The organism is Corynebacterium tuberculostearicum (assembly GCF_046097465.1).
Lineage (GTDB): Bacteria > Actinomycetota > Actinomycetes > Mycobacteriales > Mycobacteriaceae > Corynebacterium > Corynebacterium tuberculostearicum_I.
This window is the reverse complement of the sequence record NZ_CP175799.1, coordinates 1,342,252-1,367,021: the sequence shown is the minus strand read 5'-3', so window position 1 is coordinate 1,367,021 and position 24,770 is coordinate 1,342,252. Positions and strand designations below refer to the sequence as shown.

The following is a 24,770-nucleotide window of genomic DNA, read 5'->3' as shown; positions in this document are numbered from 1 at the left end:
ATACAGACCCACATAACCGGACATAAACGGAAAGGCGAGCGAATTCTCACACCGTGTCCGGTGCAATAATCGCTCGCCTGAGTGCTATAATCCCAGCGTAACGGGCATACTGCTAGCGCTTCTTGCCGCGCTTTTCCCTCACGCGCACTGCGATGCGGATAGGCGTTCCGTGGAAACCAAACCGCTCGCGGAACTTGCGCTCAAGGTAGCGGCGATACGCCGCGTCCAAGAAGCCCGTCGTAAATAAGACGATGGTCGGCGGCTGAGTCGACGCCTGCGTGGCGAACAATACGCGCGGCAGGCGGTTATTTTTCATCGGCGGCGGATTAGCCGCGATAGCCTCACGCAACCAGTTATTCAGCTGGCCCGTGGACACACGCTGATCCCAACTTTCCAGTGCCTCAATCATGGCCGGCTCCAGCTTCTGCAGCGCGCGGCCCGTTTCCGCAGAGATATTCACGCGCGTGACCCACGGCAAGTGGCTCAGCTGCTGATCAATCTCTCGGTCCAGGTAGTAGCGGCGATCCTCATCCATGAGGTCCCACTTATTAAACGCGATCACCAGGGCCTTACCCGCCTCGAGCACCATATTGAGCACGCGCTGGTCTTGTTCGGAGATTTCCTCAGAGGCGTCGATAAGCATAATGCAGACCTCGGCCGCATCGATAACGCCGCGGGTACGCAAGGACGCATAGTATTCATGCCCCTGTGCGTTCTTCACCTTCTTGCGCAGGCCCGCGGTATCAATGAACTTCCACAGCTGATCATCCAGCTGCACCAGAGAGTCAACCGGATCCACGGTCGTTCCCGCGACGTTGTCGACCACGGACCGCTCCTCGCTGGTGAGCTTATTCAGCAGCGAGGACTTGCCCACGTTTGGCTTGCCCACCAATGCGACGCGGCGAGGGCCAGAGGTAATCGCGGTCTGCCGAGGTTCTTCAGGGAAGACCCGCAAAATCTCATCGAGCACGTCCGCACCGCCGCGGCCATGCTGGGCGGATACGGGCCACGGATCGCCCAAGCCCAAGGCATAAAACTCCGCCATATCCGCGTACTGATTATCGGAATCGAACTTATTCGATACCAAGATCACCGGCACAGGCGATTTCTGCAGGCGGCGAGCCATGACCTCATCCGTCTCCGTAATGCCCACCTTGGTGTCCACCACCATAACGATGACATCGGCGGTTTCCATGGCTACTTCTGCCTGGCGGGCAATCGCCGCATGGATGCCCTTCACGTTGGGATCCCAGCCACCGGTGTCCTGTACCAAAAAGCGCTGACCGTTCCAGTCCGCAACGTAGGAAATTCGGTCACGAGTAACGCCTGGGTGGTCCTCTACCACCGCTTCGCGGCGGCCAAGGAAACGGTTGACCAACGAGGACTTACCCACATTTGGGCGACCGACAACGGCCACCGTGCACAGGGCTTCTTCGGTGTGGTCATCAGACTCCACGCCGAACGCACGGGAGAGTTCTTCCCACTCCTCTTCACTCAGAGGCTCTTCTGCATGCGAATCGTCGCCATAATCGGCCTCACCAAATTCCGAGTCATCGAAGTCATAGTCGAATTCCTCGGTATTGAAATCATCGGCGGCCCAACCAGGAGAGGCTTCTACCACCTCGTCATCGAACTTACCGGCTGGGTAATGGAACTGAGTCTCCGACTCTTCCTGGGGATCGTGATTAGTCATTGACAGACTCCTTTACCACGTTAATCAGAGCTTCCAGCACATCCTCTGGGCTCATATTGGAGGTATCGACTAGGGTTGCGTCTTCCGCTGGGCGCAAAGGTGAGGCCTTGCGGGAAGAATCCGCCGCATCACGGCGCTGGACATCTGCGAGCACCGTCTCGTAATCCGAAGCGATGCCCGCCTTTTCATTCTGGGTTTGGCGGCGCTGCGCGCGGACCTCGGCAGAGGCAGTCATGAATGCCTTAGCGGGGGCGTCGGCAAGCACCACAGTGCCAATATCGCGCCCTTCTACAATCGCGCGGTGCGCTTCGCGGGCAAGCTTGCGCTGCAGCGCTACCAGATTCTCGCGCACCTCCGGAATGGCTGATACGGCGGAAACATTACGGGTGACTTCGTCTTCGCGAATAACGCGCGAGACGTCCTCGCCGCCGAGGAGAACTTCAGTGGAGTCCGGGTCATCGGATACTCCCAAGGGCAGATTGGCCGTAGCCGCAATAACCGCGGCGGTATCAGCAGGGTCGACGCCTTCACGCAGCACAGCAAGCGTTGCCACTCGGTACATAGCACCAGTGTCGACGTACTTTGCATCCAGCTGCTTGGCCAGCGCACGGCACGTGGTCGACTTTCCAGTTCCAGATGGGCCATCCACGGCGAGGATGAGACCCTCATTCGGCATATTAGAAATCATTACATCTCCACCGCCTTGTACAGGCTAGTCAGCTCGCTGGAATTAAGGGCACGCAGACCTCCAGGCTTCATATCGCCCAGCTGGACTGTATGCAGCTTGGTGCGCACCAGGCGCTGCACGGGGAAGCCGGCCTCCTTCAACATGCGGCGCACGATATGCTTGCGGCCTTCATGCAGTTCAAGACGCACCAAGGAATAACCCTGGTTGGTATCAACTACCTGTGCAAAGTCGGCCTTTGCCAGTCCGTCTTCCAGCTCGATGCCTTCCTTGAGCTGTCGCACGAGCTTCCTATCGGCCTCACCCAATACGGTGGCGAGGTAGGTCTTGGTCACCTCGTACTTAGGGTGCATCAAGCGGTTGGCCAACTCGCCATCATTGGTGAGGATGAGCAGGCCTTCCGTATCGGCGTCGAGGCGGCCAACGTGAAAGAGTCGCTGGCCAGCTGCGACCTTTTCTGACACCACGTCGCCCACGCACGGTCGCCCCAGGTCATCGGACATGGTGGACTGCATGCCGCGCGGCTTATTGAGCACAAAATATTCGTGCTCCTCATTGACGTTGACGCGCACGCCGTCCACTCGGATGACGTCGACGGAGGGGTTTACCTTGACGCCTTGCTTGGCGATGATCTTGCCGTTGACCTCAACTCGGCCGGCATCGATGAGGATTTCTGCGTGGCGGCGGGAAGCGACGCCTGCCTTGGCGAGCACCTTTTGGAGGCGCTCTCCCTTGGGCTTGTCTTCATCAACCAGCCAATCGGCGCCCAATTCGCGGGCTACGGATTCTGCAGTAGCCTTCTGCTTTTTCTTTGACACATGCTGGTGACGGGCCGGCTTGGCATTGGAGACAATGATGTCACTGTCTCGCTGCTTCTTATCCGGTGTGCCGTCACGGCGAGCGGGAGGAGTCACGTACGTGTCCTTTTCTCTCGAAGATATGAAATTACCTGGGCAATCCTACCCCACGCTAGTACTCTTCGTCGATCGCCTCGACGTCAGGCAACAGCGGCGCCAAGTCAGGCAGGCGCTCCAAAGAATCGATCCCCAATAACTCGAGAAATAATTCCGTTGTCTCGTACCGGTGCGCGGCGCCCTCAAAATCATCCTGCGGCAGCTCCCGGACCAACCCGCGCAGGTTAAGGGTCCGCATTACGCCATCGACATTGACGCCGCGAACCGCCGCCACCTGCTGGCGAGTGACGGGCTGGCGATAAGCCACTACCGCCAAAGTCTCCAGGGCAGCGCGAGAAAGCTTGGTTTGGGCGCCATCCAAGAGGAATTCTTCTACCGCCCCGGCATTTTCGGTGCGCGTATAAAAGCGCCACCCCTCTTGGGTCTCGCGCAGGTCAATACCAGAACCGCGACTATCCAACTCCCGCTGAATAGAACGCAAGCAATCACTGACGACGTCCCTTTCCGCCCCCAGCGCACGCGCCAAAGACTCCACAGAAGCTGGGGAGTCGAGCACGAGCAATATGGACTCAAGACGGGAACGCAGCTGCGAGATGAGGGGAAGATCCATAGCGCCCGAGTTTACTGCAGAGGAAAAAGTCGCAGAAAATTCCCCAAATCACTTTCGCTCCCCACGGTGACTCGTCTAACATATTGTCATGGAAACTATCACTCGCACCGACAGACTCATCCTCATCCCGCTGTCCGCCGCTAATACCGAAGATACCCACAAGGTCTACAGCGACGGACGTATCTGGAGCCACCGTCCCAATGGGCGCTTTGCCGATATCCGCACCACGCGTGCACTCGCACAAGCATCCTCTCAGTCGTGGGACGCGCACCACTTCGGCCCTTGGGCCGCGTATATGCGCCACAATCCTTCGGAATTCGTCGGCGTCGGTGGTGCGATCTTCGTCGAAGAGGCCAACTTCTGGGACATCAAATACCGCCTGCGCCCCGCCCATTGGGGTGCCGGTTTTGCCACCGAGATCACCTCCGAGGCGGTGAAGAGCATCCGCCAGGTGGACCCCAACTCCCCCATTACGGCCCGCGTGACCACAAATCACCCGGCGGCCATCCGGGTCATCGAAAAGCAAGGGCTCCAACAAGTATGGGAAGGGCGCCGCATAGGCACCGAGGACAACCCCGAGGAACCAGACGTACGCGTCTACTCCGACCGCGAGCTCTCCCCCGAGACGCTGGAATTCATCCAGCAGCGGCCTTAGTCCCAGTTCGCTGCGGCAACTACCGCTGGGTCAACATCCAGGCCTGTCCACGATAGGTCCAGCTGCCCCAGCGCTTCTTCTTGTTGTGCATCAACCGCTTTGGCTTTGTACAACTCCAACAGGGCCAAGAAACGCCCCACTACCTGCATAGAAACCGTACAGTCGCGGGTTAGTGCACCAAAGCTGGTCCATTGACCTGCGCCGAGAAGCTTGAGTGTTTCCAAAATCTTGCCGGCCTGCTCTGGCACCGATACTGCTACGGCGTGCACGTGACCGGTTGCCACCTCCTCCGGGGGCTTAGGACGGAACACGCCCGCCGCTAGCTCGGCAAAACTGGCCGGCGTATGGCCGAGCGAAACTGGAGGCAAAAGCTCAGCAAACCTCTCCTCGATCGAAACCGCCCGCGGATAGCTGCGCTGCGCCTCGCGCTGCCACACGGCGAATTGGTCCGCTGCTTGCTTATAAGCCTTGTACTGCAACAGGCGGGCAAAAAGGAGGTCGCGCGACTCCAGCAGTTCCAAGTCTTCAATATCGTCGACATCACCGCGCGGCAGAAGCCGCGCCGCCTTTAAATCCAAGAGCGTAGCTGCCACCAGCAAAAAATCAGTGGTCTCATCCAGATCAGCGTACTCCCCCAACTGGCGTGTATACGCCACGAATTCATCCGTCACTTCTGACAGCGCAACGTCAGTCACGTCCATCTTCTTGGACTGAATAAGCTGCAATAGCAGGTCAAAAGGGCCTTCAAAATTCCGCAGTGCAATGCGAAAGCCCGTAATCTCCGGCTGGGTCACGATACCTTAAACGGTCGAGCGCTCAATGACCTCTTTGGCCAGGTTCCGGTACTGCTGTGTGGCCGGGGAGCTGGGTGCCCAGGTAGTAATCGGTTCGCCGGCTACCGAAGTCTCTGGGAATCGAACGGTCCGGGTAATGACTGTGTCAAAGACCTTATCGCCAAAGTAATCCACCACTCGGGACATCACTTCCCGGGCGTGCTTGGTACGGCGATCAAACATGGTCACCAGGATTCCCATGACCTCAAGATCAAAGTTAATGCGATCAGAAACCTTTTCCACCGTATCGGTCAACAGCGCCAAACCGCGCAGGGAGAAGAACTCGCACTCCATAGGGATGATCACACCCTGTGAGCAAGCAAGGGCATTGACGGTAAGCAAGCCCAAGGAGGGCTGGCAGTCAATAATGATGAAATCATAATCGCGGCGCACCGGACGCAGCGCACGGGCAAGGGTGTGCTCGCGACCGACTTCATTGACCATCTGAATTTCCGCGGCGGAGAGGTCGATATTCGCCGGCACCAGATCCAAGCCCGATACCCCGGTGTGCTGGATAGCGGAGTGAATAGAGGTATGGCTATCGAGCATCACGTCATAGATGGTGTCCTCGATATCGTCATGCGTGAGCCCGAGACCCGCCGAAAGCGCGCCCTGGGGGTCAAGGTCAACCAAGAGGACTTTACGGCCGTATTCCGCCAAGCAGGCGCCCATATTGATGGTGGAGGTGGTTTTACCTACGCCACCCTTTTGGTTACACATAGAAATGATGGTGGCCGGCCCATGTTTTTCCAAGGGTGCGGGTTCCGGTAACTCACGGATAGGACGACCGGTCAGCCCCACCTCTACGTCAGAGGCAGAAAATAGACCCTCTTCGCTCACAGTCACACCTGCTTCCTTGACGCCAAGTTCCGGACCATGACACTTGGCTTAGGGTTGATTACAACGTTGTCATTAAAGCGTACCCGCTACAGGTTAAAAGTACCGAGACTTAGTCTATATCAAGTGTTTAGCGTTGACTGGAACGGCGTTTGCGGATTGCCACCAGAGCTATGAGCGCCATGAGTACCGCCGCAGCTGCCCCTCCAATAATCCAGCCCAAATGTGAGCCGCCGTCTTCTTCTTTGGGGTCCTTTTGCTGGCGCTCATCGAGGTTTTTCGCGGCGGATTGATAGTTAGGGTCCTGCAACGTGACGATGAGTGCGGCCCCGGAACCGTCATTGCGCAGCAACTGCATGATGAAGGGATTATCAGGCGCCTCGCCCTCCGGATAGGTCAAGGTGAGGGTTCGAGAAGAGGCATCCACGTCACGCTCTACGCCTTGGATAATATTGCCCTCGCCATCGAGGTAGCGCAGCGTGACGTCATTTTCTTGCGTGTCCTTGAACTGCTGGTAGAGGTCATAGGCCTGCTTGAGGCCCATCTTCGCGGTAATAGTATTGCCTTCGATTTTCGATTCAAGGTTGACGTATTCCGCACCGTCAAGGTTGGCTTCCCCAGCAGGCTTACGCTCCGGCTTTTTACCTGGAATAACCGGCAAGTTGCTATCTTCTTTCGCCGGCGCGGGCTTGTCATCTCCGCCCTCGGCATCGTTTCCGGCTGGCGCCTTGTCACCTTGTGCCGGCTTATCAGAGCCCGGATCCGGCGCTGGCGCTGGGTTCGGGCCGCCTTCCGCGCCGTCAATTTCTTCCTGAATGTCCTCCTGTGCGACCGACCCATCGGCTACCAGCGTCAGGGTTGCATTCATGCCTTGGGCGGAGACAGGAACCGAGATTTGGCCGCCATCTGCCGGGGCGGTGATGGTAGCGGAGGTACCTGAGGCAGACACGTTCCACCCATCGCCGGAGTAGTTGGCTTCGGCCGGCACGGGCAAGCTTACAGTCGTGGTCTGGCCGGCAGGAACCGAAATGGGAGCGGCAATAGCAGCCTCTACTTCCGGAGGCAGCTGCGCGTGTGCCACCGCTGGGAAAAGCAATGCGGCAGAAATCGCCGCACCAGCTACACGAGTTGAAAACATATAGGTCCTTTCTTAGGCACGGGGGTGCGCAGTGCGCCAGACCTCGCGCAAGGAATCGGCAGTGACGTGAGTATATATTTGCGTTGTTGTCACCGAGGAATGTCCCAGCAATTCTTGCACGGTGCGCACATCTGCGCCGCCTTCAAGCAGGTGCGTCGCAAAAGAATGCCGCAAGGTGTGCGGAGAAATGGATTTTCCCAATTGCGCCCGCTGCGCTGCAGTCTTCAACACAGTCCACGCACTTTGACGGGATAAAGCCCCACCGCGGGTATTGAGAAACAGCGCCGGCGTCTTACCTTTGCTCAGCGCCGGTCGCGCCCGCACCAGGTAGGCATCGAGAGCCTGGCGGGCATGCGAGCCCACTGGCACAATCCGTTCTTTGTCTCCCTTGCCCCGCAGGCGTATTACTTCCTGCGCGGAGGACACGTCATCAACGTTGAGGGAGACAATTTCCGAGATTCGCGCGCCGGTGCCATAGAGCATCTCCAGCAGGGCGCGGTCGCGCACATCTACCGGGGTCTCAGTAGGAGTCGCTTCAATGAGGGCGGTGACCTCATCTACCGATAATGTCTCCGGCAAATGCTGCCCGGTTGACGGAGGGGTTACCTCAACCGCAACATCAACGTCCACTACGCCTTCTAACACGGCAAATTTATGCAGTCCGCGAGCAACGATGAGCGCTCGGTTGGCTGAGGACACAGCCATGTGTGAGCGCAGGTCTTTAAGATAAGCCTCCACCATCGGTCGCGTCACCGACCGCAGATCCTCTACCCCGTTATCCCCCAGCCATGCAAGGTAGCGGCGGACATCGCGGCGATAGTTGCTCAAGGTGTTGGCGGAAACGCCGCGCTCGACTGCTAGATGATTAAGCCACGTCTGCGCTATGTTTTCTAGCGCACTCACAGCTGCTTTAGGTCCGCGCCCGTGCGGCGGGAGCTCATCGAGGTCGGTCGAAGGTCGAACGGCTCCTCCACGCTGCGGGTCTGCTTGCCGCCGCGCAGCACAGCGTAGGCGGCCAAGATACCGCTGCAGGCAATGGAATTGACGATGTCACCGCGCAGCACCTTGTCGACGGCCTCGTCGAGGCCCACCCAGGCGACTTCCATATCGGCTTCTTCGTCACCGGTAGCCTCCATCCGGGGGACGTCGGAAAGCTCCGAGGCAAGGAATACGCGAACCGCCTCTTCGCAGAAACCCGGCGAGGTGACAAGGTCCGTCAGCACGGACCAGGTCTGCGCACTCAAACCGGCCTCCTCCTGCAACTCACGCTGCGCGCCGGTCAGCTCATCCTCACCGCGTACGTCGAGCAATCCCGCCGGCAGTTCCCACAGGCGCTTTCCCACGCTGTGGCGGTACTGATACACCATCGCAATACGCTCGTCTGAGTCCACTGCCACGACGGCCACAGCACCTAGGTGCTCGACTACTTCCCGGGAGGCAGAAACGCCACCGGGCATGACTACCTCGTCGCGGCGGAGGGCGAGAATGGGGGCTTCGACAAGCAGCTGCGAATCAAGCACCTTGAAATCATGCGCCATGGGCTATTCCTTTCCCGGCAAGGCGGAGTCAGCAGTTTCGGTGGCGCCATAGTCGCCCTGGCCACCATCAAGTTGTTCCTGGGTGGCCAGAATGACCGCAATGCGCTCCACTGCCCGTTCGGTGCTATCGACCGTAGACAGCTCCGCGTCCTGATCACGCACCTGAGCTAGCGCCTTATCATCCTGGGTCTGCTTGGTGCGCCCGCTCAACACCACGGACCCATTGACATCATCTAACCCGGTGGAAAATTCTGCCAGCGCGCTGGACGGGTAACCACGCAGGCCATTGCCAGAGACCACGATGATGGCCTGGGCAGGAACGATGGTGCCATCTTCGTAATCAATGAAACCCTCGTCGCGCAGCTTATGGAGCACGTCTGCGCGCTCTTCTACTGAGGCCAAAGGCTTCGTGCTCTCAGGATCCATAGACAGCGCAGTACCTAAGACCTCACCGCTGAGGGCTCCTGCAGAATCCAAGTTCTTGATATCTGCCTTTTTAGGCGCAGTATCTTTCAAGATGGGAAGCAGCTTGTCCTTAGTTTCGGGGCGCAAGAAGTCCTTGGTCAGCTTAATCTCGCCGGCCTCGGTGGCATCGGAAGACTCCAAGAGCTTCCGGATCGCGTCTACATCGCCGCCGTTGGCGTCATCGGTGGTCACGATGAGTACTGGGCGCTGAGACAAGGCTCCATCAACCATTTCCGCCCCAGAATCGGCCACGATCTTGTCGCTGGCGTCATTTTGGGTCTGCAGAATCTTATTGTCTTGGACCACCTTGCGGTGCTCCTCGCGGATCGGGTCATCATCAGCCATGCTGGTGGTCAGGTTCGGCGCAATCACCAGGGCGCCTAAGGCTACGCCTACCGCCGCGCCGAAGCCCAAGCCTGCTACGAGCTCAGTCTTTGCCATGCCTTATGCGCCCCCAAAGAGGCTAGACCAGGTTTCGCTAAGGTTGCTAGCAAAGTCTTGGCTGCCGCCAAAACCGACGATGAGGATGACCGCCGCAATGGCAACCAAGATGCCCAGCACTGCCCACAGCCAGCCGAGGTTGGAGGAAGGCGCACTGTAGAGATTGATTACCGCATCGGCGTCAACCACCTTGGTACCGGCCTTAAGGCGGGACAGCACGGCCGAGGGGTTGGTGCGGTCCGCAAAGATATCATCGAGGTCTACCCCGCCGCCGGCCTGCACAATGAGATCGGCGCCGTGGTAGTCCGCAAAGAGCAGGCCCAGGTCGGTGCCTGAATGCGTTGCCGCGGGGAAGGTCATCGCACCAATGCCCAGGTCCTGGATGCGGTCGAGGCCTTCTACCTCGCCCTCCGGGTCCGCAGGAACGATTACGCGGGCGCCGCAACGCAGAGCTTCATCGCTCACGCTATTCGGATCCCCAATAATGAAATCCGGCTTATATCCTTGGGCCAGCAAGGAATCTGCCGCTGCTCCCACTGCAATCAGCAGCGGCTCATACTCACGGATAAAGTTGCGCAGCTGCTTGAGCTGTTCGCGGTGCCGATCGGTAGGTGAAAAGAGCACAACCTTGCGGCCGGCGATTTCGGAGCCGGAGGCGGGGACGCCGAGGCCGTCGATAAGCAGCGGGCCTTCCGAGTTAATAAAGTCAATGGAATTGCCAAAGAAGGATTCCATGTGGTCAATCAGCGCGCCCTGCGCCGCGGTGAAGTTCTTTTCTGCTCGCTCACGGGTTACCACGCGGCCGGTGCCGAGCGCCTTATCGCCGCTAAAGACGGTGCCGTCCTCCCCGATACGCGCCTTCTTGCCTTCTTTGAACTCGGAAACAAAGGATTGGCCAACGCCTTCAAGGAGGGTAATGTCGGCGTCAAGCAACATGTGCGGGCCATAATTAGGGACCGTGCCGGTAGAAAACTCCGCCACATTAATGACGGCGGAGGGCTTAAGGTCTACGAGGGTCTGAGCCTCGTGGCGAGAGATATTGGCCGCATCAATTACGGCGACATCGCCTTCACTAAACTTTTTCATCCCCTTAGCGCCTGGAGTGCAATCGCGCAGTGCACCAGGCTGCTCGGGGTTACGGGAAAACAGAGCCATGGCCCTATTGTGGCGTGATTATGGTTTCGAGTGGGCGAGGCGCGCGGAAGCTTCTTCCTGTGCGCGGTCAAAAAGCTCCTGTGCGTGCGCGCGGCCGGTTTCGGTATCGTCCAAACCTGCCAGCATGCGGGCCAGTTCCTCCACGCGCTCCTCCTGTGACAGCTCGGCCACGCCAGAGGTAAATTTCTCCTTCGATACATGCAGGTGCGCATCCGCATACGCTGCGACCTGCGGCAGGTGCGTTACCACAATCACTTGATTATGCACCGCCAAGCGGGCTAAGCGGCGGCCGATCTCTACGGCTGCGCGCCCGCCCACGCCGGCATCGACCTCATCGAAGACCAAGGTGGCGCCGTCCTCGTCCGCCAGCACGACCTCCAAGGCCAGCATGACACGGGAGAGTTCGCCGCCCGAGGCAGCAGAGGCAATCGGCTTGCCATTCAATTGCAACTCGGCCGCGTCTGCGCCGGACTTTGAATACTTCGCCTGCGTAAGCTCGACCGTCAAGGTCGAATTCGGCATGGCTAAGCCGTGGAGCTCCTGCGTTACCTGCTCGCCCAGGGCCTTCGCCGCTTTCCGACGCCCCTTTGTCAGCTCCCCTGCCCGCTCAATCATTACCGCTTCAGCGTCTTTGACCTGCTTTTTCAGCTCCTCCAGGGCTTCTGTGGAGGTATCCATGGACTCCAGTTTTGCCGCTGCCTCATTGCGCCAGGCTACGACGCCATCAATATCCCCCGCGTACTTCCTAGTCAACGTGCGCAATTCCTGCTGCCGCTGGAGCGACTTTTCCAACAGGTGTGGGTCCGCCGGAAGTCCGGCTAGATACCCACCGAGCTCGCCGGAGATATCGCCCAGCTGCGAAGTAATCTCGCTAAGCCGTTCGCCCAAGGCCGCTAGTTCCTTATCGGTGGATCCCGCCAAGGCAGAAACCGCCCGGCCTAGCAGTGCCGAGGCGGCCTCCTCCAATTCCTCGGTGCCGTCGATGGAAGCCAGGGCAATTTCCGCGGACTCGCGCAGCCCATCGACGTCTTGCAGCTTGCGAACCAGCTGCACCAGTTCTTCATCCTCGCCGGGTTCTGGGGCGATGCCATCGATCTCATCGACAGCGAATTGCAGGCGGTCAACCTCTTGCGCCAGCTCGCGGCGCTGCTCCGTGCGCCGCTTATAGTCCTTGGCAAGGCTGCGCCACTCTTTGAAGGCCTCGGTATAGCGCTCTCGCACACGCGCCAATTTCGGATCCGCACGGTCTACCGCACCCAGTTGTTCCTCGGGCGCGAGCAAACGCAGCTGATCATTTTGCCCGTGGACCGTTATAAGCTCGCGCGCGAAATCGCCCAGAGTTGCAGCCGGCACCGCACGGCCGCCTAAATAGGCCCGCGATCTTCCGGCGGCAGAGACCGTGCGTGAAACGATATACTCGCCATTTTCGTCAGCATCGCCGCCGACCGACTCCACCAACTCACGGATGGATTCTTTCGACGAAGAAAAGTGCCCCTCCACTGCAGCCTTCTTCGCGCCATCGCGCACTCGAGAGGCGTCCGCGCGACCACCGGCTAAGAGCCTTAAACCAGTAACCACCATGGTCTTACCCGCACCGGTCTCACCGGTAAGCACGGTAAGGCCCGCGGATAGTTCCGCAGAGCTCTGGCTAATGACGCCCAGATCATTGATGGAAATATCGACGAGCACTACTTCTCCTTCGGCCCGCGCCACCCTTCTACGGGCAGGCGCAGCTTCGAGACTAAACGGTCAGTAAAAGGTTGGTCATCTAAGCGTACCCACCGCACCGGACGCTCGCCTCGCACTACTTCCACACGTGCCCCTGGTGGCATCGCGAACTCGCGGAAGCCATCCAAAATCACGGTGGCGGGAGTCGTGCGCATCGTCGATTCGACGGCCACTAAAGAATTGGGCGATACAACCAATGGCTTGGTAAACAGCGCATGCGCATTATTCGGCACTACCAAAATCGCATCCAAAGAGGGCCACAACACCGGACCACCTGCGGAAAACGCATAGGCGGTCGATCCAGTGGGAGTGGAGATAAGCACCCCATCGCAGCCAAAGGACGACACCGGCCGGCGGTCAACTTCCAAGATTGCGTCTAGCACGCCGGAGCGGTTTTGGTTTTCTACCGAAGCCTCGTTCAAAGCCCAGCTGCGGTTAAGAAGGGTTCCCTCCTCATCAAAGATGGACACATCAATGGTGAGGCGGTCCTCAATGCGGTAACGCTTTTCAATGACCCGCACCAAGGCCTGATCGAGAGATTCGACTTCCCACTCGGCCAGAAATCCCACGTGGCCTAGGTTGATGCCCAGCACCGGAATATCTACGGCACGCGCCATGTCGGCGGCACGGAGGAAGGTTCCATCGCCGCCCAAAACCAACACCAATTCGCACCCTGCGGCCGCATCTTCAGTGTGAGGTACATGCTTTAATCCCGGCAGTACCTTTTCGTCCGCGCACACTCGTACGGTAATTCCCGCATCTTGCAAAAGCTCTGCCGCACGCGACGTCGCTTCCAGGTTCTGTTGCCGGTTGGCATGAGGCACCAACAGGATTTCACGGGTCATTGCGGGCCTTCCTCGACTGCACGGTCAATCATTTCTTCCACTTTAGCCAGATCTGTTGGCTGACCGTCCTTTTTCAGCCACAGGAAGTACTCCACATTGCCGCTTGGCCCAGGCAGCGGGGATGCCACAGCCCCATGCATGCTAAGCCCCAGGGACAACGCAAATTCAGCGACCTCCTTGGTTACTTCTTTACGCAACTCCGGCGAACGAACCACGCCACCGCTTCCGAGGCGCTCTTTGCCCACTTCAAATTGCGGCTTCACCATAGGCAACAACCAAGCGCCGTCCTTCAGACAATCCACAATGGCCGGCAATACCAAGCGGAGGGAAATGAAGGACAAATCGCCTACCATGCCGTCGCAGGGGCCGTCGGTAAGCTCCAGCGTTAAATTCCGGATATTCGTGCGGTCTAAAACGGTTACGCGATCATCGTTTTGCAGGCGCCAGAGCAGCTGCCCATAGCCCACGTCGACAGACAGCACTTCCTGCGCACCGTGTTCCAGGCACACGTCTGTAAAGCCACCGGTAGAAGCGCCGGCATCGAGGATGCGGCCGTTCATGTCGACGTCGAACTCGGCCAAGGCACCCAAAAGCTTGTGAGCGCCACGTGAAGCCCACTTGTCTTCTTCGGCTTCCTCTACCTTGATGGAAACCTCGGGCTCTACAATCGACGCCGGCTTGTGCGCCTTGAAGCCACCCACCGTGACACGGCCGGACTTAATCATCTCCCGTGCCTGCTCACGTGACCGGGCAATCTTTCGGCGCACCAGCTCCGCATCTAACCTACGACGTTGTGGGGGCATTAATTCTCCTGCAATGCATCGCGCAACACATTGTGAGCGCGATCAAGCTGATCTACTTCAGCGGCCAAATCCGCTGCGTCTTCTCCAAGGATCTCTGCTACTTCCGCATCGATCTCTACCGGTTCCTTGACGGCTCGAAAGTCGTGCGGCTTTACCGCCATTGCGCAACAACCTTTTCCGCGCGCTCGCTACGCGGCTGAATATAGCGTGGCGGCGACGGCATGGCCCATGCAACTTCCAACACCGTGCGCAATGCCTGAACGGAGGTAGACTTTTCGTCGCCGCCCTCGAGCAGAAGGTCATGACCATCGCACCGCGCCGTAAATCCACCCTGTGCGCCGGGACGAGCGACAGAGACAGGAAGGGCCAACTCGTGCATTCCTGCACCAATAAAGTTAGGGCGTGCCTCCACGGGTGCCTCAATCAGCTCCAACTCACCAGAAACGCCGGTGAGCACGTGGAAGGTATCCATTGCTGCAGAGTTGCCACCTGCAATATCAGTATCCAGACGGTCACCCACGGCAAGTGGCTTCTTCGCGCCGATTTGCTTTGCCGCAAAAGTAAACATGGCCGGCTCGGGCTTGCCAGCGGAAACCGGCTCTACCCCAGTGGCTGACTGGATGGCGGCAACCAGGGAACCATTTCCCACAGCAAGACCTCTCTCAATTGGCAGAGAGGTATCGAGATTCGAAGCAAAGAACTTGGCTCCCTGGCGGATGGCCAAGGCACCTTCAGTCAAGTGCTCCCAGCCAACCGAGCGGTCAAAGCCTTGCACAACGGCAGCAGGCTTGTCATCGGCGCTGGAGACTACCTTGAAGCCCATCTCTCGGGCCAAGTCACGGAGGGAATCGGCACCGATGATAAGCAGCTTTGCCCCAGCTGGGACCTCTTCGGCTGCTAGTTGGAGAACCGCTTGCGCAGAGGTAACGATCTGTTCTGTACCCGCGGTGAGACCGATGTCCGCTAGCATCTCCGCCACTGCCTGTGGGCTGCGCGAAGCATTGTTGGTCACATACACTGCCGGCACTCCGCAGGTGTTGATGACGTCCACCACGTTAGAAAGGGGTCGGCCGCCTTCCCACACGGTGCCATCGAGATCGAGAAGAAGAGCGTCGTGCTTGCTGAGAACCGTCACTACTTGCACTCCTCAAGGCGCTCGGCAGCATCGGTCCAGTCGCCTTCATCAATAGAAACTGCGTGCTCAAACCAGTCCCGAGCCTCGTCCTTTCGGCCTGCTTCAAGCAGAGCATTACCGTAGGCATAAGCGAGACGGCACGCGCTTACCCCGCGGGCATCGCGGTCAGGATGTGCGCGTTGAATGGTGACAACCGCGGACTCGGCTTGCCCCATGTCTAGGCGGGCGCCGGCCAGAACAATCGCCAGCTCAATCTTGGACTCTTCATCAAGTTCCGATGCTTCCTCCGCACGACCTAGCTCCAGCGCCTTCTCCGGGCGGCCCAAACCGCGCTCGCAATCAGCCATTACTGCAAGCATTCCGGGGCCACCGGAAATGCGTCGCGCGGCACGCAGCTCAGCAAGGGCTTCCTTCCACTCGCCCGCACGATACGCAGCAATGCCATTGACCTCACGAGCAATTGCGACGCGGCCAGCGCGGTCCTTGGCGGCACGCGCATGCCGCAATGCGAGCTTAGGATCATCTTCCATCCACGTCGCGGCCATGATCATATGCTTAGCGACGGCCTCGGAGTTCTCCTTCGATAGCGACTTCAGGTCCTGCAGCACCATCGGGTCCAGGTCGTTGACATCTACCTCTGCCGGGATGTCTGGGTCACTCATGCGACGGTTAATGCGTTCCTCACGGTAACCGGAGCGCTGCGGCGAAAAAGACTTCTTCTTCCGGGAATCGCCCTTAAAATCACGGCCCTTGTTATTGCGTGGCTTACGGTCACGTCCGCCTCGCCCATTGTGATTGCGCTCCGACATTCAGCCCTACCCTTTCTTGGTTGGAACTAGCACAGAAATACCGGCCCTATTCTACAACCCGCAAACCAAAAGCCGGAATTTAGATCCTGACGGGCTGCCGCAGCGCTACCCAAACATTACTCATCAAACCAACCCAGAGGCACACCGTGACGAACCGGATGCTACCACCAGGAACAAGTAGCGCGCCTAGAGCCCCGTAGACAACAAATAGCAGGCCCCACAGCGCTTGACGACGCACCGCCTTCCTCAATGCAGCCCAACCGAGAAGAATCACTGCACACACAATCAAAACCGCACCAGTCGCAGCGTCCCACCAGCCCACAACGTCGCCTTCACACGAAATAGACAAGAGCAAAGATCCCGGCAGCGCAGTGCCGATACCGAATAAGACCCTAGTTCCAGAAACATCTAACGGTCTTTCAGAAGAGAAAGAAGACACCGCTAAATCTCCTTAAGCCGCTGCGAAAAATAGTCACGGTTAAATTCTTGCTTGTCAGCGAATTCCTTGAGCACACCCGGCCAAGTCGGATACGCATCAATAAGGTTCTCTGCGACATTCAATAGTGGGGAGAATGCAATCTCACCCCATCTAACACCTATGCCTACCCGTTCAGAGTAAGCTGTGCTGCTCAATGGGCCTAGAGCCCACTGGCTACCGGAAGCAGCATTCATCCATGTACCGCTGATAGCCAGTATTCGGGACACCTTGTCTTCGTAGCTGTCCTTGGAATTTAAGACGTCTAGCACCGCGTCGAACGGAAACTCTTTAGAGCCCTGGGTGACTTGTTCTTCCTGCTCCGGCGATAGCTCCGCGAGCATCGAAGGAATCGCAACCGCGTGAAACTCTTCTAGGCGTTTTCCAAACTGCCGATGATAGCCGTCGAACCACATGAGTTTCCTCCCAAACTATTGAGTGGATAAGTGTAGCGAAGATGCAATGAAAAAGTTTGCTCTTCAGGACACCATTCGGAATAGCCTTCAAGATGGCCTCACAGACAATCGCGGTAAAACGACAAATGAAGCCGTAGAGGCTTTGGCACTTAGTGGTGCGCTGTCTTCTACGGCTTCATCATTACGGTATTTTGTTGTTTGTTTTGTTTGGTGTCGGCGGTGACTTACTCTCCCACAACCTCCCGGTTGCAGTACCATCAGCGTGTGCAGGCTTAGCTTCCGGGTTCGGAATGGGACCGGGCGTTTCCCTGCAGCTATTGACCACCGACAAACATACGAAGCATTCCAACCCTTAGGTGTGCTTTCGGGTGTTGTGTCAGATACTGCATAGTGGACGCGGTCACGACAGTGACTGTTTCTTCTTCTTACTTTTTTGTTGAGTTACACCAATGTGTGTTGGTGTTTGTTGTGGTCAATTAGTACCAGTAGCCTTCACACCTTACAGTGCTTCCAGGTCTGGCCTATCTACCCTATCGTCTTTAGGGGACCTTAACGAAACCTCATCTTAAAACAGGCTTCCCGCTTAGATGCTTTCAGCGGTTATCCCTTCCGTACGTAGCCAACCAGCGATACCCCTGGCGGGATAACTGGCACACTAGAGGTACGTCCGTCCCGGTCCTCTCGTACTAGGGACAGCTTTCTTCAAGTTTCAACGCGCGCGGCGGATAGAGACCGAACTGTCTCACGACGTTCTGAACCCAGCTCGCGTGCCGCTTTAATGGGCGAACAGCCCAACCCTTGGGACCTACTCCAGCCCCAGGATGCGACGAGCCGACATCGAGGTGCCAAACCATCCCGTCGATATGGACTCTTGGGGAAGATCAGCCTGTTATCCCCGGGGTACCTTTTATCCGTTGAGCGACACCACATCCACAAGTAGGTGCCGGATCACTAGTCCCGACTTTCGTCCCTGCTCGACATGTCTGTCTCACAGTCAAGCTCCCTTGTGCACTTACACTCACCACCTGATTGCCAACCAGGCTGAGGGAACCTTTGGGCGCCTCCGTTACATTTTGGGAGGCAACCGCCCCAGTTAAACTACCCACCAGGCACTGTCCCCAACCCAGATCATGGGCCAAGGTTAGATGCTCAATCCGATCAGAGTGGTATTTCAACAACGACTCCACCACCACTAGCGTGATAGCTTCAAAGTCTCCCACCTATCCTACACAAACCGAACCAAACACCAATACCAAGCTATAGTGAAGGTCCCGGGGTCTTTTCGTCCTGCCGCGCGTAACGAGCATCTTTACTCGTAGTGCAATTTCACCGGGCCTGTGGTTGAGACAGCAGAGAAGTCGTTACGCCATTCGTGCAGGTCGGAACTTACCCGACAAGGAATTTCGCTACCTTAGGATGGTTATAGTTACCACCGCCGTTTACTGGGGCTTAAATTCTCAGCTTCGCAGTCAAAGACTACTAACCGGTCCTCTTAACCTTCCAGCACCGGGCAGGCGTCAGTCCATATACATCAACTTAACGTCTTCGCATGGACCTGTGTTTTTGATAAACAGTCGCTTCCCTCTATTCTCTGCGACCCCACAACGCTTAACACCGCAAGGATGCTCACGTCGTGGGGCCCCCCTTCTCCCGAAGTTACGGGGGCATTTTGCCGAATTCCTTAACCACAGTTCACCCGAACGCCTTAGTATTTTCAACCTGACTACCTGTGTCGGTTTAGGGTACGGGCCATACACACACATCGCTAGAGGCTTTTCTCGACAGTACAGGATCACCACCATCAACCCCAATGGGTCTACGCATCACGTCTCAACCACATGTGTGGCGGATTTGCCTACCACACGATCTACACGCTTACACCACCAATCCAATAAGTGGCGTGGCTACCTCACTGCGTCACCCCATCACTTGAACCACACATCAGGCCCCACGACATCAACACCACCAATCTTCAAAGAAGACTAGCAATGCATCCGCGGTGGTTAGTATCAGTGCTTCATCATGGGCGCGCATGTACGGGTACCAGAATATCAACTGGTTATCCATCGACTACGCCTGTCGGCCTCGCCTTAGGTCCCGACTCACCCTGGGAAGACGAACTTGACCCAGGAACCCTTAGTCATCCGGCGGATAGGATTCTCACCTATCAATTCGTTACTCATGCCTGCATTCTCACTCGCACACAGTCCACGCCTCCTTACGGTAACGCTTCCACCCATGCACGACGCTCCCCTACCCAAACAAAAAAGTTTGCCGCGGCTTCGGCGGTGTACTTGAGCCCCACTACATTGTCGGCGCAGAACCACTCGACCAGTGAGCTATTACGCACTCTTTCAAGGATGGCTGCTTCTAAGCCAACCTCCTGGCTGTCTTCGCGATCCCACATCCTTTTCCACTTAGTACACCCTTAGGGGCCTTAACCGGCGATCTGGGCTGTTTCCCTCTCGACTATGAAGCTTATCCCCCACAGTCTCACTGCCGTACAACACAATTAGTGGCATTCGGAGTTTGGCTGACATTGCTAAGATTGTAGTCCCGCTCAACCAACCAGTCGCTCTACCTCCACCAAGCTATAATACGACGCTGCACCTAAATGCATTTCGGGGAGAACCAGCTATCACGGAGTTTGATTGGCCTTTCACCCCTACCCACAGCTCATCCCCGCAGTTTTCAACCTACGTGGGTTCGCGCCTCCACAACCTCTTACAGCTGCTTCACACTGGCCATGGGTAGATCACCCCGCTTCGGGTCCAGGACATGCCACTTTGCACCCCATTAGGATTCGGTTTCCCTACGGCTACCCCACACGGGTTAACCTCGCGACATGCCGCTGACTCGCAGGCTCATTCTTCAAAAGGCACGCCATCACACACAAAAAGTGCTCTGACGGATTGTAAGCACATGGTTTCAGGAACTATTTCACTCCCCTCCCGGGGTACTTTTCACCATTCCCTCACGGTACTTAATACACTATCGGTCACACTGAGTATTTAGGCTTACCGGGTGGTCCCGGCAGATTCACAGCAGATTCCACGAGCCCGCTGCTACTCGGGCAACCCAACAACCCACATGCCATTGTCTTCAACTACAGGACTCTCACCTTCTCCGGCAGGCCATTCCAAACCACTTCACCTAACAACAACACACGAGCACGATGATGGTAGTCACCGTCAATTAGGGCCCACAACACCGCACACACAACCCCTACCAGGTATCACATGCACACGGTTTAGCCTCATCCACGTTCGTTCGCCACTACTAGCAGAATCATTATTATTTTCTCCTCCTACGGGTACTGAGATGTTTCACTTCCCCGCGTAAACCCCCACAACAGCTATGAATTCACTGAAGGGTAACCCCACATAACCAGGGCCAGGTTTCCCCATTCGGACATCCTCGGATCAACGCTCAATTGACAACTCCCCGAGGCTTAACGCAGCCTTTCACGTCCTTCATCGGCTCAGCATGCCAAGGCATCCACCATGCGCCCTTAATAACGAACACACAAACCACCACACACAAAAAGCGCAGGTGGCCACACAAGTGAACTTGACAAAAAATTGATTAAAGAAAAAAGAAATCACACAAACACACACAAACAAACCACACGGCCTATTCATCTGTGTTTAATGCTCGCGTCCACTATACAGTTCTCACACAACACCCCAACCACACCCCACCAACACATTAAGTGTCAACAAGAATAATGGTCAGGCTCACAAAAAAGGGGGATAATGCCCCAGACACCCAACAATGCACCAACATACAAACAACATTATTTTTCGTTTAACTGTGCATGGACAACGTGTGTCACAAAGCGCCATTCAAACACTTAGTTCGTCTCTTGAGCGTGTGTTTCACCCGGACAATTTTCAATAATAAAAGTTGGCAGTATGACACTCGCATACTCAACCAACCACAGGGTGCAACTGCACCCAGAAAAATAAAAGCTCCTTAGAAAGGAGGTGATCCACCCGCACCTTCCGGTACGGGTACCTTGTTACGACTTCGTCCCAATCGCCGATCCCACCTTCGACGGCTCCCTAACAAGTTTGGGCCACCGGCTTCGGGTGTTACCAACTTTCATGACGTGACGGGCGGTGTGTACAAGGCCCGGGAACGTATTCACCGCAGCATTGCTGATCTGCGATTACTAGCGACTCCGACTTCATGGGGTCGAGTTGCAGACCCCAATCCGAACTAAGGCCGGCTTTCAGCGATTCGCTCCACCTCACAGTGTCGCTGCGCGTTGTACCGACCATTGTAGCATGTGTGAAGCCCTGGACATAAGGGGCATGATGATTTGACGTCATCCCCACCTTCCTCCGAGTTGACCCCGGCAGTCTCTCATGAGTCCCCAACCAAATGCTGGCAACATAAGACAAGGGTTGCGCTCGTTGCGGGACTTAACCCAACATCTCACGACACGAGCTGACGACAACCATGCACCACCTGTACACCAGCCACAAAGGGAAAGACTATCTCTAGCCCGATCCGGTGTATGTCAAGCCCAGGTAAGGTTCTTCGCGTTGCATCGAATTAATCCACATGCTCCGCCGCTTGTGCGGGCCCCCGTCAATTCCTTTGAGTTTTAGCCTTGCGGCCGTACTCCCCAGGCGGGGCGCTTAATGCGTTAGCTACGGCACGAAAGTCGTGAAAAGACCCTCACACCTAGCGCCCACCGTTTACGGCATGGACTACCAGGGTATCTAATCCTGTTCGCTACCCATGCTTTCGCTCCTCAGCGTCAGTAACTGCCCAGTAACCTGCCTTCGCCATCGGTGTTCCTCCTGATATCTGCGCATTTCACCGCTACACCAGGAATTCCAGTTACCCCTACAGTACTCAAGTTATGCCCGTATCGCCTGCACGCCCGGAGTTAAGCCCCGGAATTTCACAGACGACGCGACAAACCACCTACGAGCCCTTTACGCCCAGTAATTCCGGACAACGCTCGCACCCTACGTATTACCGCGGCTGCTGGCACGTAGTTAGCCGGTGCTTCTTATCTAGGTACCGTCACAAAAAGCTTCGTCCCTAGCGAAAGGAGTTTACAACCCGAAGGCCGTCATCCCCCACGCGGCGTCGCTGCATCAGGCTTGCGCCCATTGTGCAATATTCCCCACTGCTGCCTCCCGTAGGAGTCTGGGCCGTATCTCAGTCCCAATGTGGCCGTCCACCCTCTCAGGCCGGCTACCCGTCGCCGCCTTGGTAGGCCATTACCCCACCAACAAGCTGATAGGCCGCGAGCTCATCCTACACCGAAAAAACTTTCCAACCATCACACTAAAAATGGCTCCTATCCGGTATTAGACCCAGTTTCCCAGGCTTATCCCGAAGTGCAGGGCAGATCACCCACGTGTTACTCACCCGTTCGCCACTCGAGTACCCTGCAAGCAGGGCCTTTCCGTTCGACTTGCATGTGTTAAGCACGCCGCCAGCGTTCGTCCTGAGCCAGGATCAAACTCTCCACAAAAAAATTTCAGAACAAATCCGAAACAGGCCGTGAAAAGCCCGAAACCCAACAAAAGAACAAACCACCACAAACCACAAAAGCCTGTGCTGGCGTCCAAAAAATTACTACAAAGAAAAAATAAACAGTCCCCTCAACCCGACGGGGTCAAAAATAAGGAAACCAAAAAGTTGAACACAATCACATGCCAACCAATCCATCTCAATGCAGCCGAAACACCAAACAGCATTCAAAAAAGGTATGTGTTCCACATACCCAACCGGCACACACCAACCAACAAACCACCTAGGCCTGCTGGCAGACAAACCAATCAACACACAACCATGCACACAAAAAATAAAAAGTACATTGGCACACTATTGAGTTCTCAAACATCATCCGCACACCACAAGAAAATTAACCTACCGTTAACCTCTCGTTGGCGGCCCGTACAAACTTACTCAACCAAATGAACCAAGTCAAATCATCGAACCAAGCCCGTACAAAATTCGCTTAAAAGTAACCAACCGGCTACCTCGCGGCGACTTGGATTAATGTAGTCCAACTCCGCCAAACAACACAAACCCGCAGTACAGCGTACAAAAATTGAAAAATGACGCCCTTCCAACGAGTGGAACGGACGTCATCTACTGCTGTTTAGCTCAATTTAGCGCCAGCGAAGTTCTTCTTGCCTCGCCGCAGCACCAGCCAGCTTCCATGCAGGAGGTCTTCTGCAGACGGCTCCCACTCTGCCGATTCGATGCGCTGATTATTGACGTATGCGCCGCCTTCCTTAATGGTGCGGCGAGCAGCACCCTTGGAATCCGCCAAGCCGCTAGCCACGAGAAGGTCAACAATGGTGCGCGGTTCGCCGGCGGCAACTTCGGCGACAGTGGTTTCAGAGAGCGCGCCGGCAAGGGTCTTCTCATCCAGCTCGGAAAGTTCGGCCTTGCCGAATAGCGCCTGAGCGGCAAGCTCGACAGCCTTGGTTGCCTCTTCACCGTGAACCAGATCGGTCATCTCTTGCGCCAGGCGGCGCTGAGCGGCGCGCTTATAAGGCTCTTCTTCTACCGCACGCTCGTATTCGGCGATTTCCTCCTGCGTCAGGAAGGTGAACCAGCGCAGGTAGTCGATGACTACAGAGTCACCGGCGTTGAGGAAGTACTGGTACCAGGAGTATGCGGAAGTTTTCTCCGGATCGAGCCAGAGCTTTCCGCCGCCAGTGGACTTGCCGAACTTCTGTCCGGAGGCGTCGGTAACCAGAGGCACCGTAAGGCCATGGACCTTGGCGCCATCGATACGACGGTTTAGGTCTACGCCAGAGACGATATTGCCCCACTGGTCACCGCCGCCGATCTGCAATACGCAATCGCGCTCGCGCCGGAGCTGCACGAAGTCATTGGACTGCAGGAGCATGTAGGAAAACTCGGTGTAGGAAATGCCGTCGCCCTCGAGGCGTCGCTTGACGGTATCGCGATCCAGCATCGTATTAAGGGAGAAGTTCTTACCTACGTCACGCAAAAAGTCGATGACGGACATGTTCATGGTCCAATCGGCGTTGTTGACCATGGTGGCAGCCTGCTCGCCGTCGAAATCGATGAACCGACGCAGCTGCCCCTTGATGGCCTCGAGGTTATGGGCCAAGTCTTCCTCGCTCAGCATGGAGCGCTCGCCGACGTCGCGCGGATCACCAATAAAGCCAGTTGCGCCACCCGCCAATGCGATTGGGTGGTGGCCGGCGTTTTGGAAGCGGCGCAGCATGATAAGTGGGACCAAGTGGCCAGCATGGAGGGAGTCGCCCGTGGGGTCGAACCCACAGTACAGCGCGATGGGGTTCTCACATGCCTCGCGCAGGGCCTCAAGATCGGTGGACTGATTGATCAGTCCGCGCCATTGCAGTTCATCGATGATATTCATGGGGGTCTTTCTAAAAGTCGAAGTTAAGCTGGCCATTTCTGGGCGTGGTCTACAAGCATGACTGGGATGTCATCCTCAATGGGATAGGCAATGCCCAGCCGCTCGTTGACGAGGACCTGTTTATCTTCCAGATATGTCAAAGGGCCCTTGTCTTGCGGGCAGACAAGGACCTCTAGCAACTTCGGGTCAAGACTCATGCGTCTTA

At 56.8% G+C, this 24,770-nt stretch carries 21 protein-coding genes and 3 rRNA genes; 1 reads left to right on the top strand and 23 read right to left on the bottom strand.

Going from position 1 to position 24,770, the window contains the following annotated elements; translation table 11 throughout:
• Nucleotides 1-112: 112 nt before the first annotated feature.
• Genes der through scpB form a run of 4 tightly spaced genes read right to left on the bottom strand, consistent with a single transcriptional unit; the run spans nucleotide 113 to nucleotide 3,902 of the window.
• The gene (gene der, locus ACKFRX_RS06500) at nucleotides 113-1,693 is read right to left on the bottom strand and encodes a ribosome biogenesis GTPase Der (protein WP_005324682.1); all 1,581 of its coding nucleotides are present in this window, start codon (nucleotides 1,691-1,693) and stop codon (nucleotides 113-115) included.
• Nucleotides 1,686-2,381, bottom strand: a complete 696-nt coding sequence (gene cmk, locus ACKFRX_RS06495; RefSeq protein WP_250409718.1) for a (d)CMP kinase — start codon at nucleotides 2,379-2,381, stop codon at nucleotides 1,686-1,688. The genes der and cmk overlap by 8 nt, the downstream gene beginning before the upstream one ends.
• Nucleotides 2,381-3,292, bottom strand: a complete 912-nt coding sequence (locus tag ACKFRX_RS06490) for a pseudouridine synthase (protein ID WP_005324678.1) — start codon at nucleotides 3,290-3,292, stop codon at nucleotides 2,381-2,383. The genes cmk and ACKFRX_RS06490 overlap by 1 nt, the downstream gene beginning before the upstream one ends.
• A gap of 55 nt (nucleotides 3,293-3,347) precedes the next feature.
• Complete coding sequence (gene scpB / locus ACKFRX_RS06485; protein WP_200436151.1) at nucleotides 3,348-3,902, bottom strand: SMC-Scp complex subunit ScpB; 555 nt, start codon at nucleotides 3,900-3,902, stop codon at nucleotides 3,348-3,350.
• Nucleotides 3,903-3,990: 88 nt separating this feature from the next.
• On the opposite strand from scpB, the gene ACKFRX_RS06480 reads away from it, so the two are divergent.
• Nucleotides 3,991-4,557 (top strand): GNAT family N-acetyltransferase, encoded by a 567-nt coding sequence (locus ACKFRX_RS06480; RefSeq protein ID WP_408922234.1) that lies wholly within the window; start codon nucleotides 3,991-3,993, stop codon nucleotides 4,555-4,557.
• On the opposite strand, the gene ACKFRX_RS06475 is transcribed toward ACKFRX_RS06480, so the two are convergent.
• From ACKFRX_RS06475 to ACKFRX_RS06385, 19 genes are all read right to left on the bottom strand, one after another.
• The gene (locus ACKFRX_RS06475; protein WP_408927538.1) at nucleotides 4,554-5,351 is read right to left on the bottom strand and encodes a segregation and condensation protein A; all 798 of its coding nucleotides are present in this window, start codon (nucleotides 5,349-5,351) and stop codon (nucleotides 4,554-4,556) included. The genes ACKFRX_RS06480 and ACKFRX_RS06475 overlap by 4 nt on opposite strands.
• A gap of 6 nt (nucleotides 5,352-5,357) precedes the next feature.
• Nucleotides 5,358-6,230 carry a ParA family protein gene (locus ACKFRX_RS06470; protein WP_040425292.1) on the bottom strand — a complete coding sequence of 291 codons (873 nt, stop codon included), beginning with the start codon at nucleotides 6,228-6,230 and terminating at the stop codon, nucleotides 5,358-5,360.
• A 127-nt stretch (nucleotides 6,231-6,357) separates the two neighbouring features.
• Complete coding sequence (locus ACKFRX_RS06465; protein ID WP_408927537.1) at nucleotides 6,358-7,365, bottom strand: hypothetical protein; 1,008 nt, start codon at nucleotides 7,363-7,365, stop codon at nucleotides 6,358-6,360.
• Nucleotides 7,366-7,377: 12 nt separating this feature from the next.
• The gene (gene xerD, locus ACKFRX_RS06460; protein WP_150850794.1) at nucleotides 7,378-8,268 is read right to left on the bottom strand and encodes a site-specific tyrosine recombinase XerD; all 891 of its coding nucleotides are present in this window, start codon (nucleotides 8,266-8,268) and stop codon (nucleotides 7,378-7,380) included.
• The gene (locus tag ACKFRX_RS06455) at nucleotides 8,265-8,903 is read right to left on the bottom strand and encodes an NUDIX hydrolase (RefSeq protein ID WP_005324666.1); all 639 of its coding nucleotides are present in this window, start codon (nucleotides 8,901-8,903) and stop codon (nucleotides 8,265-8,267) included. The genes xerD and ACKFRX_RS06455 overlap by 4 nt, the downstream gene beginning before the upstream one ends.
• 3 nt (nucleotides 8,904-8,906) lie before the next feature.
• Nucleotides 8,907-9,809 carry a copper transporter gene (locus ACKFRX_RS06450; RefSeq protein WP_408920013.1) on the bottom strand — a complete coding sequence of 301 codons (903 nt, stop codon included), beginning with the start codon at nucleotides 9,807-9,809 and terminating at the stop codon, nucleotides 8,907-8,909.
• 3 nt (nucleotides 9,810-9,812) lie between these two features.
• A complete protein-coding gene (gene steA / locus ACKFRX_RS06445; protein WP_034668711.1) occupies nucleotides 9,813-10,964 on the bottom strand; it encodes a putative cytokinetic ring protein SteA in 1,152 nt (383 codons plus the stop codon).
• 18 nt (nucleotides 10,965-10,982) lie between these two features.
• Nucleotides 10,983-12,653, bottom strand: coding sequence for a DNA repair protein RecN (gene recN / locus ACKFRX_RS06440; RefSeq protein WP_408927536.1), 1,671 nt, complete (start codon nucleotides 12,651-12,653; stop codon nucleotides 10,983-10,985).
• Nucleotides 12,653-13,537 carry an NAD kinase gene (locus ACKFRX_RS06435; protein WP_408927535.1) on the bottom strand — a complete coding sequence of 295 codons (885 nt, stop codon included), beginning with the start codon at nucleotides 13,535-13,537 and terminating at the stop codon, nucleotides 12,653-12,655. The genes recN and ACKFRX_RS06435 overlap by 1 nt, the downstream gene beginning before the upstream one ends.
• Complete coding sequence (locus ACKFRX_RS06430; protein WP_408927534.1) at nucleotides 13,534-14,340, bottom strand: TlyA family RNA methyltransferase; 807 nt, start codon at nucleotides 14,338-14,340, stop codon at nucleotides 13,534-13,536. The genes ACKFRX_RS06435 and ACKFRX_RS06430 overlap by 4 nt, the downstream gene beginning before the upstream one ends.
• A complete protein-coding gene (locus ACKFRX_RS06425; protein WP_200436158.1) occupies nucleotides 14,340-14,501 on the bottom strand; it encodes a hypothetical protein in 162 nt (53 codons plus the stop codon). The genes ACKFRX_RS06430 and ACKFRX_RS06425 overlap by 1 nt, the downstream gene beginning before the upstream one ends.
• Nucleotides 14,492-15,475 carry an HAD-IIA family hydrolase gene (locus ACKFRX_RS06420; protein WP_284768962.1) on the bottom strand — a complete coding sequence of 328 codons (984 nt, stop codon included), beginning with the start codon at nucleotides 15,473-15,475 and terminating at the stop codon, nucleotides 14,492-14,494. Before ACKFRX_RS06420 ends, ACKFRX_RS06425 begins: the two co-directional genes overlap by 10 nt.
• Nucleotides 15,475-16,284 (bottom strand): tetratricopeptide repeat protein, encoded by an 810-nt coding sequence (locus ACKFRX_RS06415; RefSeq protein WP_236587086.1) that lies wholly within the window; start codon nucleotides 16,282-16,284, stop codon nucleotides 15,475-15,477. The genes ACKFRX_RS06420 and ACKFRX_RS06415 overlap by 1 nt, the downstream gene beginning before the upstream one ends.
• 441 nt (nucleotides 16,285-16,725) lie before the next feature.
• The gene (locus ACKFRX_RS06410) at nucleotides 16,726-17,175 is read right to left on the bottom strand and encodes a hypothetical protein (RefSeq protein ID WP_179386465.1); all 450 of its coding nucleotides are present in this window, start codon (nucleotides 17,173-17,175) and stop codon (nucleotides 16,726-16,728) included.
• A gap of 211 nt (nucleotides 17,176-17,386) precedes the next feature.
• Nucleotides 17,387-17,504, bottom strand: a 5S ribosomal RNA gene (gene rrf / locus ACKFRX_RS06405).
• Nucleotides 17,505-17,632: 128 nt separating this feature from the next.
• Nucleotides 17,633-20,700, bottom strand: a 23S ribosomal RNA gene (locus ACKFRX_RS06400).
• A gap of 454 nt (nucleotides 20,701-21,154) precedes the next feature.
• Nucleotides 21,155-22,672: ribosomal RNA gene (locus tag ACKFRX_RS06395) — 16S ribosomal RNA — on the bottom strand.
• Together the 16S, 23S and 5S rRNA genes form the textbook arrangement of a ribosomal RNA operon.
• 633 nt (nucleotides 22,673-23,305) lie before the next feature.
• Nucleotides 23,306-24,565 (bottom strand): tyrosine--tRNA ligase, encoded by a 1,260-nt coding sequence (gene tyrS, locus ACKFRX_RS06390; protein WP_005323249.1) that lies wholly within the window; start codon nucleotides 24,563-24,565, stop codon nucleotides 23,306-23,308.
• A 23-nt stretch (nucleotides 24,566-24,588) separates the two neighbouring features.
• Nucleotides 24,589-24,762 (bottom strand): Trm112 family protein, encoded by a 174-nt coding sequence (locus ACKFRX_RS06385; protein WP_005323252.1) that lies wholly within the window; start codon nucleotides 24,760-24,762, stop codon nucleotides 24,589-24,591.
• Nucleotides 24,763-24,770: the final 8 nt, after the last annotated feature.

What these genes read in the sequence shown, in the direction of transcription:
- ACKFRX_RS06455 (WP_005324666.1), bottom strand. Translation starts at nt 8,903, where the DNA reads ATGGCGCATGATTTCAAGGTGCTTGATTCGCAGCTGCTTGTCGAAGCC.
- ACKFRX_RS06425 (WP_200436158.1), bottom strand. Translation starts at nt 14,501, where the DNA reads ATGGCGGTAAAGCCGCACGACTTTCGAGCCGTCAAGGAACCGGTAGAG.
- steA (WP_034668711.1), bottom strand. Translation starts at nt 10,964, where the DNA reads ATGGCTCTGTTTTCCCGTAACCCCGAGCAGCCTGGTGCACTGCGCGAT.
- ACKFRX_RS06410 (WP_179386465.1), bottom strand. Translation starts at nt 17,175, where the DNA reads ATGTGGTTCGACGGCTATCATCGGCAGTTTGGAAAACGCCTAGAAGAG.
- ACKFRX_RS06450 (WP_408920013.1), bottom strand. Translation starts at nt 9,809, where the DNA reads ATGGCAAAGACTGAGCTCGTAGCAGGCTTGGGCTTCGGCGCGGCGGTA.
- ACKFRX_RS06415 (WP_236587086.1), bottom strand. Translation starts at nt 16,284, where the DNA reads ATGTCGGAGCGCAATCACAATGGGCGAGGCGGACGTGACCGTAAGCCA.
- cmk (WP_250409718.1), bottom strand. Translation starts at nt 2,381, where the DNA reads ATGATTTCTAATATGCCGAATGAGGGTCTCATCCTCGCCGTGGATGGC.
- ACKFRX_RS06465 (WP_408927537.1), bottom strand. Translation starts at nt 7,365, where the DNA reads ATGTTTTCAACTCGTGTAGCTGGTGCGGCGATTTCTGCCGCATTGCTT.
- scpB (WP_200436151.1), bottom strand. Translation starts at nt 3,902, where the DNA reads ATGGATCTTCCCCTCATCTCGCAGCTGCGTTCCCGTCTTGAGTCCATA.
- ACKFRX_RS06480 (WP_408922234.1), top strand. Translation starts at nt 3,991, where the DNA reads ATGGAAACTATCACTCGCACCGACAGACTCATCCTCATCCCGCTGTCC.
- ACKFRX_RS06435 (WP_408927535.1), bottom strand. Translation starts at nt 13,537, where the DNA reads ATGACCCGTGAAATCCTGTTGGTGCCTCATGCCAACCGGCAACAGAAC.
- tyrS (WP_005323249.1), bottom strand. Translation starts at nt 24,565, where the DNA reads ATGAATATCATCGATGAACTGCAATGGCGCGGACTGATCAATCAGTCC.
- ACKFRX_RS06430 (WP_408927534.1), bottom strand. Translation starts at nt 14,340, where the DNA reads ATGCCCCCACAACGTCGTAGGTTAGATGCGGAGCTGGTGCGCCGAAAG.
- der (WP_005324682.1), bottom strand. Translation starts at nt 1,693, where the DNA reads ATGACTAATCACGATCCCCAGGAAGAGTCGGAGACTCAGTTCCATTAC.
- ACKFRX_RS06385 (WP_005323252.1), bottom strand. Translation starts at nt 24,762, where the DNA reads ATGAGTCTTGACCCGAAGTTGCTAGAGGTCCTTGTCTGCCCGCAAGAC.